Origin of the sequence: Paractinoplanes durhamensis (genome assembly GCF_016862175.1) — a bacterium.
Taxonomy (GTDB): Bacteria; Actinomycetota; Actinomycetes; order Mycobacteriales; family Micromonosporaceae; genus Actinoplanes; species Actinoplanes durhamensis.
In genome coordinates this window covers 305751-321052 of record NZ_BOML01000013.1, presented here as the reverse complement: position 1 = coordinate 321052, position 15302 = coordinate 305751, and the positions used below count along the sequence as shown (strand labels likewise).

Annotated in this window: 12 protein-coding genes; 6 read left to right on the top strand and 6 right to left on the bottom strand. The window is 72.3% G+C overall.

Annotated elements, in window-relative coordinates:
- Positions 1 to 29: 29 nt before the first annotated feature.
- Together Adu01nite_RS08180 and Adu01nite_RS08175 are read right to left on the bottom strand one after the other, a co-directional pair.
- Positions 30 to 1862, bottom strand: coding sequence for a M36 family metallopeptidase (locus Adu01nite_RS08180; RefSeq protein ID WP_203725917.1), 1833 nt, complete (start codon positions 1860 to 1862; stop codon positions 30 to 32).
- A gap of 39 nt (positions 1863 to 1901) precedes the next feature.
- Positions 1902 to 2822: a pyridoxamine 5'-phosphate oxidase family protein gene (locus Adu01nite_RS08175; protein WP_203725916.1), complete on the bottom strand. Its 921-nt coding sequence runs from the start codon at positions 2820 to 2822 to the stop codon at positions 1902 to 1904.
- Positions 2823 to 3020: 198 nt separating this feature from the next.
- On the opposite strand from Adu01nite_RS08175, the gene Adu01nite_RS08170 reads away from it, so the two are divergent.
- From Adu01nite_RS08170 to Adu01nite_RS08150, 5 genes are all read left to right on the top strand, one after another.
- Positions 3021 to 5864 (top strand): AfsR/SARP family transcriptional regulator, encoded by a 2844-nt coding sequence (locus Adu01nite_RS08170; protein ID WP_275414625.1) that lies wholly within the window; start codon positions 3021 to 3023, stop codon positions 5862 to 5864.
- Positions 5865 to 5897: 33 nt separating this feature from the next.
- Positions 5898 to 7448 (top strand): alpha/beta fold hydrolase, encoded by a 1551-nt coding sequence (locus Adu01nite_RS08165; protein WP_203725915.1) that lies wholly within the window; start codon positions 5898 to 5900, stop codon positions 7446 to 7448.
- Positions 7445 to 8191 carry a GNAT family N-acetyltransferase gene (locus Adu01nite_RS08160; protein ID WP_239132225.1) on the top strand — a complete coding sequence of 249 codons (747 nt, stop codon included), beginning with the start codon at positions 7445 to 7447 and terminating at the stop codon, positions 8189 to 8191. The genes Adu01nite_RS08165 and Adu01nite_RS08160 overlap by 4 nt, the downstream gene beginning before the upstream one ends.
- Before the next feature lie 65 nt (positions 8192 to 8256).
- Entirely contained in the window at positions 8257 to 8394 is a 138-nt protein-coding gene (locus tag Adu01nite_RS08155) for a hypothetical protein (RefSeq protein ID WP_203725914.1), read from the top strand.
- A 133-nt stretch (positions 8395 to 8527) separates the two neighbouring features.
- Positions 8528 to 9049, top strand: a complete 522-nt coding sequence (locus tag Adu01nite_RS08150; protein ID WP_239132224.1) for a hypothetical protein — start codon at positions 8528 to 8530, stop codon at positions 9047 to 9049.
- A 100-nt stretch (positions 9050 to 9149) separates the two neighbouring features.
- Here the strand turns inward: Adu01nite_RS08150 and Adu01nite_RS08145 are convergent, their stop codons facing one another.
- From Adu01nite_RS08145 to Adu01nite_RS08135, 3 genes are all read right to left on the bottom strand, one after another.
- The gene (locus Adu01nite_RS08145) at positions 9150 to 9755 is read right to left on the bottom strand and encodes a response regulator transcription factor (protein WP_203725912.1); all 606 of its coding nucleotides are present in this window, start codon (positions 9753 to 9755) and stop codon (positions 9150 to 9152) included.
- A gap of 82 nt (positions 9756 to 9837) precedes the next feature.
- The gene (locus Adu01nite_RS08140; protein WP_203725911.1) at positions 9838 to 10845 is read right to left on the bottom strand and encodes a hypothetical protein; all 1008 of its coding nucleotides are present in this window, start codon (positions 10843 to 10845) and stop codon (positions 9838 to 9840) included.
- Between the two features lie 204 nt (positions 10846 to 11049).
- A complete protein-coding gene (locus Adu01nite_RS08135; RefSeq protein WP_203725910.1) occupies positions 11050 to 13005 on the bottom strand; it encodes a putative bifunctional diguanylate cyclase/phosphodiesterase in 1956 nt (651 codons plus the stop codon).
- Positions 13006 to 13105: 100 nt separating this feature from the next.
- Here Adu01nite_RS08135 and Adu01nite_RS08130 point away from each other — a divergent pair, with 100 nt between their 5' ends.
- The gene (locus tag Adu01nite_RS08130) at positions 13106 to 14155 is read left to right on the top strand and encodes a sugar ABC transporter substrate-binding protein (RefSeq protein ID WP_203725909.1); all 1050 of its coding nucleotides are present in this window, start codon (positions 13106 to 13108) and stop codon (positions 14153 to 14155) included.
- On the opposite strand, the gene Adu01nite_RS08125 is transcribed toward Adu01nite_RS08130, so the two are convergent.
- Positions 14148 to 15221 carry an FAD-dependent oxidoreductase gene (locus Adu01nite_RS08125; protein WP_203725908.1) on the bottom strand — a complete coding sequence of 358 codons (1074 nt, stop codon included), beginning with the start codon at positions 15219 to 15221 and terminating at the stop codon, positions 14148 to 14150. The genes Adu01nite_RS08130 and Adu01nite_RS08125 overlap by 8 nt on opposite strands.
- Between the last annotated feature and the right edge of the window lie 81 nt (positions 15222 to 15302).

Here is a 15302-nt window from a genome sequence, read left to right as displayed (position 1 = left end):
CCGGCGGTCGCATCCTCGCCCTGATCGGTCTACACCTTCGGCGGGACCGTGAAGTCCTCGGCCGGCGAGGTGTCGGTGGCGCCGTCGGTGCCGGCGTTCACGCCCATGCCGCGGGCGGCGAACACCTGCCAGATCCGGTCCTGGCCGCGGCCGTGGTCGACCACCCGGTCGGCGAGCAGGATCGCGTTGCGCATGTCGAGGTAGGACGGATCGGCCGGGGCCAGCTCCATCGCCCGGGTCACCAGCGAGCGGGCCTTCCAGCTGCCGATCGTCGTCCGCAGGTCCCAGAGCGTCTGCGCCCAGATCTCCCCGTCGGCGTGGATCTCCGGGCCGCCCGCCGAGCGGATCCGGCCGTAGTCGCCGTAGGTGTAGCCACCGGCGCCCGCGGCCGGAGTGCCCGCGCAGACCGGCTCGGTGCTGCCGACCGGGCAGTCGATCGGCTCGCTGCGGACCGCGCGCCCGTTCAGGATGTAGTCGCCCTCGCGGACGTCGCCGTCGATCGTGTCGTCCTGCTCGTACCCCTTGTCGACCAGGTAGTCCAGGCCGTACCAGTCGCCCCAGGCCTCGCCCATCGCCCGCGCCTGATCGCCGGTCATCGTGCCGTTGCCGGCGGCGTCCACGACCAGTCGCTCGGACAGCCCGTGGGTGTACTCGTGGAAGACGATGTCGGCCGCGTCCCCGGAGTTCCCGGCCAGGACCGATGCCGACCGCTGGAACAGGTACATCTGCATGCGCGGCGCGGTGCCGTCCGGGCCGGTCGTCATGTTGGCGTTGTTGTCGTGGTCGGCGTCGGGCAGGCCGTCCGCGGTGTCCGCGCCGTCCATCGCCTGGCCGTCGACCGCGTCGCCGTCGACCGCCTCGAAGTTGCCGGCCTGCCGGGTGAAGCCGATCGGGGCGGCGTTGAGGTGGTCGTGCCAGGTGTTCAGGTAGGCGAAGAGCTGGGTCGCGTTCTGCGCCCGGTTGACCTGCCAGGAGTTCGGCACGGCCGGGTTCCACGAGCATTGCCGCTGCGCCGAGCACGGGGCGCCGACCTGGGCGGAGAAGTCGGTGAACGGGAAGTCGAAGCTGGTGGTAGCGCCCGGCCGGACCTCCTCCGACTCCTGCGCGGCGTCGTCGTCGTTGACGTCCGAGTAGACGTGCGCCGCGTTGCCGGTCAGCGTCGGCGAGCCGGCCGGCAGCCATCGGCCGAGGTCGACGGTGTGCTGGGTGCCGCCGGACGGCGCGCCCGGGTAGTTCTCCCAGGTCGTCGCGTGGTCGTTGGCGACGAGGCTCCGGCGGGACAGCAGCGTGCCGTCGGCCGCGTCCACCACGCTCAGGTAGCCCTCGTCCATGTCGATCACCTCCCGGGCCGGCCGGGGTCCGTCGGCGGTGCCGAAAACGACCTGGCGGCCCGGACCACCGTCGGTGAACGTCGCGGTTCTCAGAGAGGCGGGCAGGCCGGCCAGCGGGGAGCCGTCGACCGAGATGATCCGTCCGTCCCCGGTGACGTGCACCTTGACGCCGCTGCCGACGACCTCCACGCCACCGACGTTCTGGGTGAAGCTCAGGTGGTGGGTGCCCTCGATGTCGACGTAGTCCTTGCGGAGCCGGAGACCGGCCAGCCCGGCCGCCGCGGCACCGAAGACGGCCCGGTGCGCGGCGAGGTAGCCGCGGGCGATCTTCTCCGGCGCGGCCGTGCTGGTCGCGGTGAGGAAGCCGTCGAGGGCGGCGATCTGCCGGACGGCGCCGGTGCCGGCGTCGATCGCGACGACGCCGGGCACCGCGCGCGATTCCCCGGCCTGCACGCTCGCCGGCAGCAGGGCCGACACCAGGACCGCCGCCGCGGCCGCCGCCACCGCATGTCGTACGTGGATAATTCTCATGCCGAGGACGGTATTGATCCCCAGTGGACGCTCACGTACTCATGACTTGACGGGCGGGTTGTGCGGGTAAGAGCGGTGCGCGACCTCGTGCAGCGGCAGGCCGTGCACGGCGACCACCTGCTCGGGTTGGAAGCGGACGACACGGCCGGTGTGCCCGTCGTCACCGGGGCGGCCGGCCTCGCCCCACTCGATCCGGGCGGTCCCGGACAGGTGCAGGGCGCCGCCGGTGGCGAAGTCGGGGAACAACAGCGCCGCCTCCGGGCTCACCGCCAGGTTGCCGAGGCTGTTGAACATGTTGTTGCCGGGATAGTCCGGCCACCACAGCCCGCGTTCGTCGACCCGGACGAAGCCGGGCGGCCCGCCGCGGTGGGACGCGTCGGCGCCCTGGTCCGGGTTCGCGGTGCCGAGGAAGAAGGCGTCGGCCGAGCGGATCAGCGCGATGTCGTCCGGTTCGAGCGCGGTGCCGCGGCGCGCGTCCCCGCCGGCCGCCGGCTGCCCGGCGCTGTCCGGCTCCAGCAGGCGCGGCTGGATGAACTGCGGGCAATTTCCGTACGCCTGCTCGACCTCGACCACCAGCACATGCTCGGTGGCCACGGTGAGGAGGCCGTTGATCCGCACCCGGCGCTGCCGGGCGAAGTCGACGCTCGACGTGCCCACCTTCTGCCCGGTGGCGATCCCGGACAGCGGGTCGCCGGCGGCGAACCCGGCGTGCACGGCCAGCTCGTGGCCGGACCGGACCTGCAGAAGGCCGGGCGGCCCGGCGAGCGGCGAGGTCCAGAGCCGGCCGGTCGCGTCCCGGCCGGTGAGGGCCAGGAAGGTCCGCTCGGCCAGGAACCGCGCGACGCCGCCGGACAACTCGGCCGGGTCGAGCATGCGGGCGAGCCGGGCGGCCTCGTTCCGTACGCCGGCCTGGCGCTGCACGGCCAGCTCACCGGGGTGGAATCCCGTGTCGGCACGCATCAGAGGATGACCTCCAGGGAAGGCGGAAGGCGCTGGGGTTGCTCGTGGTGAACCCCAGCGCCCTCGCCGGTATGCCGGCCGGAGGTGTGGCCTGGCCGACATGGCCCGGCCGGCCCGCTCGCGATCCAGTTGGATTTCACAAGTCCTCCACTCGCGCCGACTACCGTGAAACCTCCATCAACTTCGAAGGATTATTCGTTGACCTCTCCTGACTCGGTGCGCCTGCAGGTCATGGGCTCGTTGCGGGTCTGGCGGGGCGGCGTCGAAATCGATCCGGGCCCGCGCCAGCAGCGTTGCCTGCTGGCCGTGATGGCGGCCCAGGTGGACCGGCCGATCGGCATGGGTGACCTGATCGACCTGATCTGGGGCGCCGATCCGCCGGGCAGCGCGGTCAACGTCATCCACAAGTACGTCGGTGCCCTGCGCCGCCTTCTCGAACCGGGCCTGCCGCTGCGATCCGGCGGGTCCTTCATCACCCGCCGCGACAGCGGATACCGCTTCGCGGCCGGGCCGGAGTCGCTCGACCTGGTGGCGTTCCGCGACCGGGTGGCCCTGGCCCGGAAGGAGCCGGACCAGGCGCTCGACCACTACGTGGCGGCCCTGAGCCGGTGCGAGGGCCCGGCCGGTGGCAGCCTCGCCGACAGTGCGGGCGCCACCGCCGTGTTCACCGGCATCGACGGGGAGTTCCTCGACGCGGCCGTCGCGGCCGCCGAGGTCGCCGTCCGGGAGGGCCGGCCGGCCGCCGTGCTCGCCGCGCTGCGGCTCGCCGCGCGGATCGGCCGGCTGCACGAGCCGGTGCAGGCCGCGCTGATGACGACCCTCGCGGCCGGCGGGTATCAGGCCGAGGCGCTCGAAACGTACCGGGTCATCCGGGAACGCCTGGCCGAGGAGCTCGGCCTCGACCCGGGGCGCGAGCTGCAGGACGCGCATCAGCAGGTGCTGACCCAGGCGCCGGCACCGGCCACCGACCCGCGGCCGGTGCCGGCCGACGCGCCGCTGTTGCGCCCCGCGCAGCTGCCGCCCGACCAGCCGATGTTCGTGGGCCGGACGGTCGAGCTGGGCGTCCTGCACGACCTGGTCGACTCGATGCGCGACACCCGGCGGACCAGCCCGATGGTGGTCGCGGTCGACGGCATGGGCGGCGTCGGCAAGTCGACCGTGGTCACCCACTTCGCCCATCAGGTCGCCGCCGACTTCACCGACGGCCAGCTCTTCCTCGACCTGCGCGGGCACGAGGGCGAGGACGGCAGCGTGCTCGCCGCCGAGGCACTGCGATCCTTGCTGTACGGCCTGGGGCTGCGCGCGGACGACGTCCCGGACACCTTCGACGCCCTGGTCGGGGCGTATCGCAGCCGGACCGCCGGGAAGCGGATCCTGGTGATGCTCGACGACGCGCGGGACGCCTCCCAGGTGCGGCCGCTGCTGCCGAACTCGGTCGACAGCCTGGTGCTGATCACCAGCCGCCGCCCGCTGGTCGGGCTGTCCGCCTCCGACGGTGCGCGCCTCTACCGCGCCTACGTCCCGGATCTCGCCGACGCCCGGCAGATCCTCACCAGCCGGCTCGCCTACCTGCGCAATCCGGGGCCGATCGGGGTCGAGCCGGCGGTCATCGACGAGATCATCGAGCTGTGCGGGCGACTGCCGCTCGCGCTGGCGATCTTGGCCGCGCGATTGAGCGTACGCCCGAAATTGTCCCTGGCGACGGTGGCCGCCGAACTGCGCGACGGTGCGCAGCGGCTGGCCGCCTTCCCGGAGGGCCGTGGCGTGACCGATCCGCGGACCGCGTTCTCCTGGTCCTACCGGCAGCTCAGCCCGGGCGCGGCGCGGCTGTTCCGGCTGCTGTCGGTGGCGCTGACGCCGGGCATCACGCTCGAGGCCGGCGCGAGCCTCGCTGGGCAGGACGTGCACCGGGTCCGGGCCGAGATCGAGGAGTTGACCGAGGCGGCGCTGACGGTCGAGCACGAGAGCGGCTGCTTCACCTCGCACGTGCTGGTGCGGGCCTACGCCGACGAGCTCTTCCGCTCGGTCGACCCGGTCGCCGCCCAGCGGGCCGCGGTCACCCGGCTGCTGCAGTTCTACCTGCACAGCAGCTATCACGCCCAGGTCGTGCTGGAGCCGAACCGCACGCCGATCGCCCCCGAGCCGGCGGCGCCGGGCGTGGTGCCGTATCGGCCGGCGTCCTACCGGGAGGCGATCGACTGGTTCGCCGGGCAGCGCGAGGTGCTCAAGGAGGCGGTCCGGGTCGCGGCCGACCTCGGCCACGGCATCGTGCCCTGGCAGCTGGCCATCACCATGCAGCAGTACTTCGAGTGGTTCGGGCACTTCCAGGACTGGGAGGACGTGATGCGGTTCGCGCTGCGGGCCGCCCGCGAGAACCGGGATGTGCTCGGCGAGGCGCACGTATTGCGGAGTCTGGCCGGCGCTCGGTGGTTCCTCAACGCGTACGAGGAATCGCTGTCCTTGCTTTCCGCTGCTCTTCAGGTTTTCGTCGATCGGGGGATGCTGCTCGAACAGGCGCTGACCCACATCAACTTCCATTCGGCGCACACCGCGCTCGGCGAACACGAGACGGCCCTGGAACACGCGCGGATCGCGGTCGAGCTGTGCCGGGCGGCCGGCAACGAGAAGTCGGAGATGCGGTGCCTCGACTGCATGGGGCGGTCGCTGACCCACCTCGGTCAGTACGCGAAGGCGGCCGTCGAGCTGCGGCAGGCCCTCGACCTCAACCTCGCGGTCGGCCGCCGGCACGAGGAAGCGATGATCCGGGTGTCGATCGCGCACAACCTGATCGAGCTCGGGCGCACCGCCGACGCGGTGGCGGAGCTGCGCCGGGCGGTCGAGGCGGCCAGGTCGGTGGGGCAGGGGCCGTACCATTTCGAGGCCTTCCGCAGCCTCGCCGAGCTGCTCATCGAGACCGGCGACGTGCCCGCCGCCCGGGAGGCGTTCGACCGGGCGAGCGGGGTGCTCCAGTCGTTCCAGGGCGGCGGCCCCCGGCACATGCAGGCCGAGCTGCGCCGCCTGGCGGCGAAACTGCCGTCATAAGGGAGAGTTCCGTTCGCACGAGGGAGTTGCCGCTTGGGCACGCACAGTCTCATCCACGCCGGTACCCGGCAGGTCTACCACGTCGCCGGCGCCGGCCCGATGCTGATCACCCACTCCGGCGGCCCTGGCGTCGACTACGCCTACCTGCGCTCGCCGGAGCTGGAGAAGCACTTCACGATGGTCTACCCGGAGCCGGTCGGCACCGGCGGATCCGGGCCGCTTCCGGCCGGGGCGACCTTTGTGGACACGTACGCCGAGTTCCTGGCCGCCCTGATCGATCACCTGGCGGTGCCCCGGGTGTACCTGCTCGGTCACTCGCACGGCGGCCTGGTGACCCTGCGCTACGCCATCGACCACCCCGATCGGGTCGCCGGTCTCGCCCTCTACAGCGCGACCCCGACCACCGATCCGGAGTTCTGGGCGGCCGAAACGGCGGCGGCGCTCGCCTACGCGCAGCGGCATCCGGACGTGCCGGAGGCGGCCGACGTGGTGACGGCGCTGCAGGCGTTCGACGTCGCGACGACCGACGCGGAGGCCACCGAGGTTCTCCGCCTGGGCCTGCCGCTCTACTTCGCCGACTACTGGGGCCGGCAAGCCGAATTTCAAGAGCTTCGTTCCAGCGTACGGGCGTGGCCCGCGCCGTTCCCGTCGAGGAACGTGGACCTGCGCCCCGAACTGCCGTCGATCGCCGCCCCGGCCGTGATCTTCACCGGCCGGCAAGACTTCATCTGCGGCCCGGTCTGGGCGGAGATGATCCACCGGGGCATCCCCGGCTCCCGCCTGGTGATCCTGGAGAACAGCGGCCATTTCGCCCAGTACGAGGAGCCGGACGCGTACGTCGAGGTGGTGACCTCGCTGCTGCCGGACACCGACGGCAGCCTGCGGACCGTCTTCCGGCAGGGCGACAACGAACAGGCGGCCCGGATGGCGCAGGCCGAGATCGAGCGGGCCCGCGCGGCCGGCGACCCGGCCGGCGAGGTGGAGGGCCTGTACACCCTGGCCCGGGTGTCGCTGCGCGGCGACGACCTGCCGCGGGCCGCGGAGTTGGCCGGGACGGCGCTGTCGGTCGCGCTGGAAGCCGGTGACCGGCGGCTGGAGGAGCGGCCCCGGCACGTGCTCGCCGCGATCGCCCGCCTCGCCGGCGACTACCCCCGGGCGCTCGGCCTCTACCGGGCGAGCATCGAGCTCAACGAGGAACTGGGCCAGCCCGAACTGGTCAACGCCGAATACCACAACCTGGCCTTCACCGAGCTCCACCTCGGTCACCTCGACCGGGCCCGCGAGCTGTTCGTGGCCGGCCGCGACCGGGTGTTCCGGGAGGGCTACGACGACTTCGTGCCCTACCTCGGGGTCGCGGCCGCGGCGCTGGCCTCGGCCGAGGGTGACCACCCGCGGGCCGCCCGGATGATCGGGTTCGCCGACCGTGCCTACGCCGCCCTCGGCCAGGTGCCCGACCCGGACGACGCCCAGGAGCTGTCGAACGCCCGCGCCGCCGCGGTGGCCGCCCTCGGCGAGGATCGGTTCGACCGGGAGTACGGCCGACCGGCGACCGCGCTCGAATACACCGCGGGGGAGGCGGCGTGAACGCCGACCGGATGGCGGCCGCCTACTTCGCGTCGCTGGCGACACTGTCCCGGAACACCCCGGACGGCTGGTACGCCGAACGCGGCACCTCGCGCGCGGCCACCAGCGGCTCGGCGATCGCGGCGCTGAACGGCGCCTACAGCGTCGCCCTCGACCCGGACCCCGCTTCGCTGGACACGATGGCGGTCGCGGTCCGCGCGCGGGACGTGCCCTGGTCGATCACCGTCCGCGGCGCGGCGAGCTACGCGGTGGCCGGGCTGGCCGCCCGGCACGGCCGGACCGTGCGCGCCGACACGACGGTGCTCGCCTGCGCGGCCGCCGACGTGGCGTTCCGCGATCCGGAGGCGGTCATCCGGCGGGTCGGGGCGGCCGAGTCCGGCACCTACACCGCGATCCTGGCCGAGGCCTTCGAGGCTCCGGTCGCGGTCTTCGGCTCGATGATGGCCGGCGGCGTGCTCGATCATGCCGCGTTCAGCGGCTACCTGGCCATCGAGTCCGGCCGGCCGGTCGGCACCGCGCTGGGGATGCGGGCGGGCGACGTGATCGGCGTGTTCAACGTCGGCGTGGTCCCGTCCCACCGGCGGCGCGGCCTGGGCCGGGCGCTCACCGAGCGGATCCTGGCCGACGCCTTCGCCGGCGGCGCCGACGCGGCCTACCTGCACACCTCGGCGATGGGCCGGCCGCTCTACGCGTCGATGGGCTTCCGCCATGTGGAGACCCGGACCGTCTTCACCGCCGGCTGAGTAGGTCGTCAGGCGGGTCCGTCCGCGTTCGGATCCTCGGCCCGCTGCACCTGCGGGTCGCCGACGTGCTGGAGGGCCTCGACGCGAGCGACGAGTCGGTGGTCCGGGCCGCGGCGCAGGAGGCCCGCCGGCTGTCTGCCGAGCGGGAGGCCCACCTGTTCGCCCGCCGGGCCGACGAGTTCCTGGCCGCCCTCGAAACATGACAAACGTCAGCTGTTCCGCTGACTCCGCTCACTGCGCCGAGCCCGCCCCGGCCGCAAGGCTTGTCCAGGTACACCGAAGCGGGACGGATCAGGATCAGAGGAGTTAACGATGACGCATCGCCAACGACTAACGATGATCGCCGTAACAGTGATCGCGGCCTTGGGACTCGGCTTCGCCGGGGCCGGCCCGGCCAGTGCCGCCCCCAGAGCCGCGGCCGCCGCGCCGCCGGTGACCGCCCTGGCCACGCCGGTCACCGGCACGGCCGACAACGGCTCCTTCGCCGGCACCTTCACGCCGACGACCTTCACGACGCAGGGTGACAAGGTCCTCGCCACGGGCGTGCTGACCGGTACGGTGAGCGACGTGTCCGGTGCACCGATCGGTGAGGTCACCCGCACCGTCAGCATGCCGGTGACCGTCGCCGCGGTCACCTGCCAGGTGCTCAACCTGGTGCTCGGGCCACTGCACCTCGACCTGCTCGGCCTGGTCGTCGACCTCAACCAGGTGCACCTCGTGATCACCGCGGTGCAGGCGGCCGGCAACCTGCTCGGCAACCTGCTGTGCGCGATCACCCACCTGCTCGACGGCACCCCCACCGCCGGTGGACTGGCCGCCCTCCTGAACGCCATCCTCGCACTGCTCGGCCAGCTCTGACCCGAGTCAGCTCTCTGGCTGGTAACGCCCGCGCAGCCGCACCCCGCCAGGTGCGGCTGCGCGGCCGTCATCTCGGCCGGGTGCGGCTGCGCGGCCGTTGTTACAGCCAGCCGGCGCCTTCGGCGAGGCGGACCGCCTCCAGCCGGTTGCGGGCGCCGGTCTTGCGGAGGATCGCCGAGATGTAGTTGCGGACCGTGCCGGTGCTCAGGTGCAGCTCGGCGGCCACCTCGGTGGACGGAACGCCGGAGGCGGCCACGCTCAGCACGTTGAGCTCGCGCGGCGACAGCGGACTGCGCGGGGCCGCCACCATCGCGACCGCCAGGCTCGCGTCGATGACCCGCTCGCCGCGGACCAGCCGGCGGATGCCGCGGATCAGCTCGCACGGCGCGGCCTGGGTGCCGACGACGCCGTCGATGCGCAGGTCGAGGGCCCGGTTGAGCAGGGCCGGGTCGTCCGGGCCGGCCAGCAGCAGGGTGGCGCAGCCGGGCTGCTCGGCGGTGAGCCGGGCGATCGTGGCCAGGCCGTCGCCGGCCAGCAGCGCGGCGCCGATCACGGCCACGTCCGGCGGCACCGCGCGGGCCATGGCCGGCGCCTGGTCGAGGGTGGCCAGCTCGGCCACCACCTCGAGGTCTTCCTCCATGGACATCATCGCGGCGAGGGCGCCACGGAGCAGATTCATCTCTTCGACAAGCAGAATGCGGATCACGATTGGCCTCCCAGCCAGGGTCAAAGCTTCGGGGACGGCCGGACGTAGACCGGCCGGTTTCCGGATCCCTGCGGGAGGTTGTTCAGCTGGGTGGGCCCGCGTAGCGCACGGTGCGCCCGCGGACGATCAGATCGGTGGCCAGGAGCCGGCCGGTGGCCGTCACCTCGGGCCGCCAGGGCGACGCAACGGTGCCCATCGCCGGCGCGCTGCCGCCCCCGGCGTCGCGTGCCTGTCCGGGGGTGGTCGACGGGTCGGCCGGCTGCCGCGGCGGCGCCGGGGGCGGCGCGGTCCGGGTCGCCGGCGGCTTCACCACGCCGGACAGTCCGGTTGCCGGCGCACGGAACGACGGCTGCTGAAGCGGACCCGCCTGCGCGGACAACGCCGGCGTCAGCGACGGGCGCGGCGTGGATGCGCTAGGCGACACCGGCGTCGTGACCTGCGACAGGCCGGGCAGTTGCGGCACCGCGGAAAGCTGCGGCCCGACGACGAGCTGAGGCCACGACGGCAGTTGGGTCCACGACGGCAGCGGAGGTAATGACGGCAGCTGGAGCTGGGCCGGGAGTTCCACCCTCGGCAGGCCGGGCAACTTGACCAGCTCGGGCACGGAAGGGAGCCGGATGGCTGCTGCCCGGACCGGGGCCACCGTCGAATGGACGGCATCGGACGTGGCCTGACCGACCTTCGACGTCCGGACCTGCACCCGCCGGACCGTCTCGCCGACCCGGGCGCTCGACGCCTTGGCCTTCTTCAGCGCCGGAGCTTTCGGCGCCTGGACCTTGGGCGTCTGAACCTTGGGCGCCTGGACCTTGGGCGGCTTGATCGTCGGCCGGTGGGTCCGTTCGGTGTGGACCTTCGGTGCGGCCGCCTCAGGAATGATCGACTTCGGCTCGGTGGCGGCCTTCGTGGCGATGGTCTTGACCGCGGCGACCGGATCCGTTGCGCCGAGGTCGCCGATCGACCCCGTGTCGGCCCGCGCGCCATGATCGAGAAGGCAGAGCGCGAGATAGGCCGCGAAAGCGAGGCTGAGCAGCACGAACAGGCGAACCACACGCCGGGTCACCCCGGGCGCACCGTCCTCTCCGCTCGCCACTCCATTCAGCATCCACACGGGAATACCCCGTCCCGGCACATCGACACCTCGTGGGATCGTTGCTGGTGGATGTCTGTTCTCGCCGGGAGTGCTGTGCTTGAGGTGCGTCTGCTGGGACCGGTCGAACCCTGGGCCGGCCGCCGTCAGCTGCCGATCGGGGAGCCGCGTCAGCGCGCGGTGATCCTCGCGCTGACCTGGGGCCGGTCAGGAATTGACCGGCACGCCGACCCGGCCGGCCGCCCAGGTGAGCACGTCGCCGGCCGGTAGCGGCCGGGACATGTGGTAGCCCTGCGCGAACGGGCAGCCCATCGTTTCGAGGAGGGCCAAGGCGTCCGCGCTCTCCACGCCCTCGGCCACCACCTTGAGGCCGAGCGCCCGGGCCAGCTCCAGGATCGCCCGCACGATCGCCTCGTCGCTCGGCGACTCGTGCACGCTGCCGATGAACCGGCGGTCGATCTTCAGCTCGGTCAGCGGCATGGTCTGCAGGTACGCCATCGACGAGTAGCCGGTGCCGAAGTCGTCGATGGACAGCTTCACGCCGAGGTCGCGTAGCCGGTCCAGGATCGTCTGCACCTCGGCCGGGTCGGTGATGATCGACGTCTCGGTGATCTCCAGGGTGAGCATCGCGCCGGGCACCTCGTGCCGGGCCAGCGCCGCCGCGACCCGGTCCGGGAACGCGTTGTCGTAGAGGCCGCCGGCCGCGATGTTGACCGCCACCGGCAGTTCGACGCCGGCGTCCCGCCAGGTCCGGTGCTGGACCAGCGCCATCTCCAGGATGGCGTCGGTGAGCGCCACGATGATCTCGTCGTCCTCGGCCTGCGGGATGAACTCGCCCGGCGGCAGCAGCCCGCGGACCGGGTGCTGCCAGCGGACCAGGGCCTCGACCCCGACCAGCTCGCCGGTGCCGGTCGCGACCTTGGGCTGGTAGTGCAGCACCAGCTCGTCGCCGGCGATCGCCCGGTGCAGCTCGCCGATCACGCCGAGCTGCTCCGAGCTGTGGCTGTCCGCCTCGGCGTCGTACATCGCGGTGCCGGAGCGGTTCCGCTTGGCGGTGTACATCGCGATGTCGGCGTGCTGGAGCAGCTCGGCCGAGTTCGCGCTCTGCAGCGGATAGACGGCGCCGCCGATGCTGCCGCTGATGTCGACCCGCACCCCGTCCAGCTCGGCCGGCCCCTGCACCGCGTCGAGCACCCGGCGGGCCAGTTCCAGGCAGGCGTCGGTCGAGCCGACCCGGGGCAACAGCACGGCGAACTCGTCACCGCCGAGCCGGGCCACGGTGTCCGATTCGCGGACGGCGTCGGCCAGCCGGTTCGCCACCTCGATCAGCAGCAGGTCGCCGGCGTGGTGGCCGAGGGTGTCGTTGACCTCTTTGAACTTGTTGAGGTCGAGCAGCAGCAGGCCGACCGGGTCGCCGCCGCGGGCCGCCTGGGCCAGGGTCCGGTCCACGTGCTCGGCCAGCAGCGAGCGGTTGGCCAGCCCGGTGAGCCCGTCGTGGCCGGCGCGGTACTTGCTCTCCTGCGCCTGCCGTTCGATCCGCCGCTGGTGGCCGATCATGAGCGACGCGCACAGGACCAGCAGCACGACGTCGACCGCGACGATCGCCCCCGCCGCCACCAGCGTCTTGTTGTTCCGCTCGTCCACCGCGAGGAGGTATTGGTCCATGTCCAGGCGCTTGCGGGCGACCTGGGCGATGCCGCTCTTGCGCAGGGTCGACGCGGCCAGGCTGGCCTGCAGGGCGAGGGAGTCCACGGCCTCCCGCTCGCCCAGGGCGTCCGCGTCCACCAGCTCGTGCAGGGTCTGGGTGTAGGCGGCGTACGAGTCGGCGACGTCGGCCGCCTGCTCCTGGTCGGTCTCGTCGCCGTTCTTGGCCAGCCACGCGATGTTGCCGGTGGCCGAGCCCATCGCGGACAGCAGCGGCTGCCGGCCGACGTCGGTGCTGGCCCGCAGGTAGTCGCCGAGCATCTCGTACTCGATGCTGACGTTCAGGGTGAGGGCACCCCACTGGTCGCTCTGCATGCCGGTTTCCCGGACGTGCCGGGTGGTGTCGACGTTGCCGTTGATGCTGTAGCCGGCCAGTGAGGCGAGGGCGGTGACGCCCAGGGACAGTCCGATGACGGCGGTGCGCGCCATCACCTTGCTGCGGACTGCCTTGCTGATCACCTCGTACCCCCTCTTCCGCCCGGCTTGAATCGGCCGGGCGGTGGCCGGATTGAGAATTCGCGAGCAGCGACGCTCGGGTCGCTCTAATAATGAGGCTGCCATGAGAAAACCTCTTATTTGCGTCTTTGTCGTCGTTCTGCTTGCCCTGTTCCCGGCCGGCTGCGGCAAGAACGACGGCAGTGGCAGCGGCGGCACCCCGCACGTGGCGTTCGTGGTGGCCAACACCCAGCTGAGCTTCGCCCTGCAGATGGGCGCGGGCTTCACCGCCGGCGTGGCCCACGTCGGCGGGGTCACCGGCGAGGTGGTCGGCCCGGACATCGTCGACGGCCAGGGTGAGCTGAAGATGTTCCAGGACCTCAAGACCCGGGTGAAGGACGGGATCTCGGTCTTCACCCTGTCGCCGGAGATCTTCAGCCAGCCGATGGCCGACGCGGTGCGCAACGACATCCCGCTCATCGCGGTGGACAACCCGCCGCTGGCCGCGTCGAACGTCAAGCTGTTCGTCGGCAACGACAACTACCTGCTCGGCAAGATGCTGGCCGACGAGGCGATCGCGAAGCTGCCGGCCGGCGCCACCGGCAAGATCATCCTCGGGACGTCGGCGCCGGGCGTGAAGGTGCTGGACCGCCGGGCCAAGGGCATCCGGGACGAGCTGAAGGCGAAACTGCCCGGCGTGACCGTGATCGGGCCGTTCGACACCAAGCAGGAGACCACCGCCAACCTGGCCGCCTGGCAGACCCTCACCGAGGTGAACAAGGGCGCGATCGCGTTCCTCGGCACCGGCGACGCCGACGGCTGGAACCTGGCCGCGATCAAGACCAAGACCAAGGCGACCTGGACGGCCGGGGCGTTCGACCTCGACCCGAAGTCCCTCGCGGCGGTGAAGGCCGGCCAGCTGGTGCTGGTGTCGCCCGAGCACTTCGTGAAGGGCGCGGTGGCCGGCCGGCTGCAGGCCCAGCACGCGAAGGACGGCAAGGCGCTGCCGGAGGGCTGGTACTACACGCCCGGCCTGGCGGTGAACGAGAGCAACATCGACGCGGTCATCGCCCGCCAGGCCAGCACCGACGCCACCGCCGCCGCGGTCGCCGGCACGGTCGACACCGTCCTCACCGACGGCACCTACTTCCGGACGTTGTCCGACGTCAGCTGAACAGGCTGACCAGGCCGTGCGGTGCGCTCGCGCCGAAGATCAGGTCGACGGTCTCGCGGGCGGCGATCGCCTCCGCCTCGGCGCGGCGGAACATGACCTCCTCGTACGCTGCAAAGGCCGTTGACGGGTCGGCGGCGATCGCCTCGCCCAGCTCGGCGCCGTCGAGCATCGCGATGTTCGCGCCCTCGCCGCCGGGCACGGTCACGTGGGCCGCGTCGCCGAGCAGGGTGACGCCCGGGGTCCGCGGCCAGCGATGCCGGTCGGGGAGCTGGTAGATGCTGCGCACGACCGGCGCGGTCTCGCCGTCGGTGATCAGCGAGATCAGCTCGGGTGCCCATCCCGCGAACTCGGCCGCGATCCGCTGCCTTCCACCGTCGAACCAGTCGATCGGGCGGTGGAGGACGACGTACACGTGGATGATGTTCCCGGCTTCCCGGTGGGCGAGGAGGCCCTTGCCGGGGACGAGGGCATACATGGCGCCGTCCCCGACCGCCTTGGCCGCCGCCGGGTGGCGTTCGTCGACATCGTGCAGGTAGGTGTCGACGTAGCTCATGCCCGCGTAGACGGGCTTCTCGCCGGACACCAGGGCCCGGACCTTCGACCACGTGCCGTCGGCGCCCACCAGCAGCTCGGACATGGCCGTCGTGCCGTCCGCGAAGGTCAGTTCGTGACGTCCGCGGCCCGCCGCCGAGATCAACTTCTTGCCCCATCGCACGGTCCCGGGCGGCAGTGATTCCAGGAGGATCCGCCGAATGTCGCCCCGAAGCGCCTCGGGCCGGGCCATCGAGCCGTCGTCGTCGACCTCGGCGAGCACCGTGCCGTGCTGGTCGAGGACCCGCTGCGCGCCGCCGCCCCGGTGGATGATCGCGCGGAACTCAGCCGTGAGCCCGGCCATCTCCAGGGCGAGCTGACCGTGCTCGTGCAGGTCGAGCTGCCCGCCCTGGGTGCGGGCCGCGGCCGAGGGATCCGCGTCGTAGACGGTGACCGGATGGCCGTGGAGGTGCAGGACCCGGGCGAGGGTGAGGCCGCCGAGTCCGGCGCCGATCACCGTGACGGGAGTGGTCATGGGGTTCCCCTTGTCGGAATTTTGGACCGGCGGTCCATTGCTTTCGAGTATTGGACCGCCGGTCCAAACGTGTCAAGATGA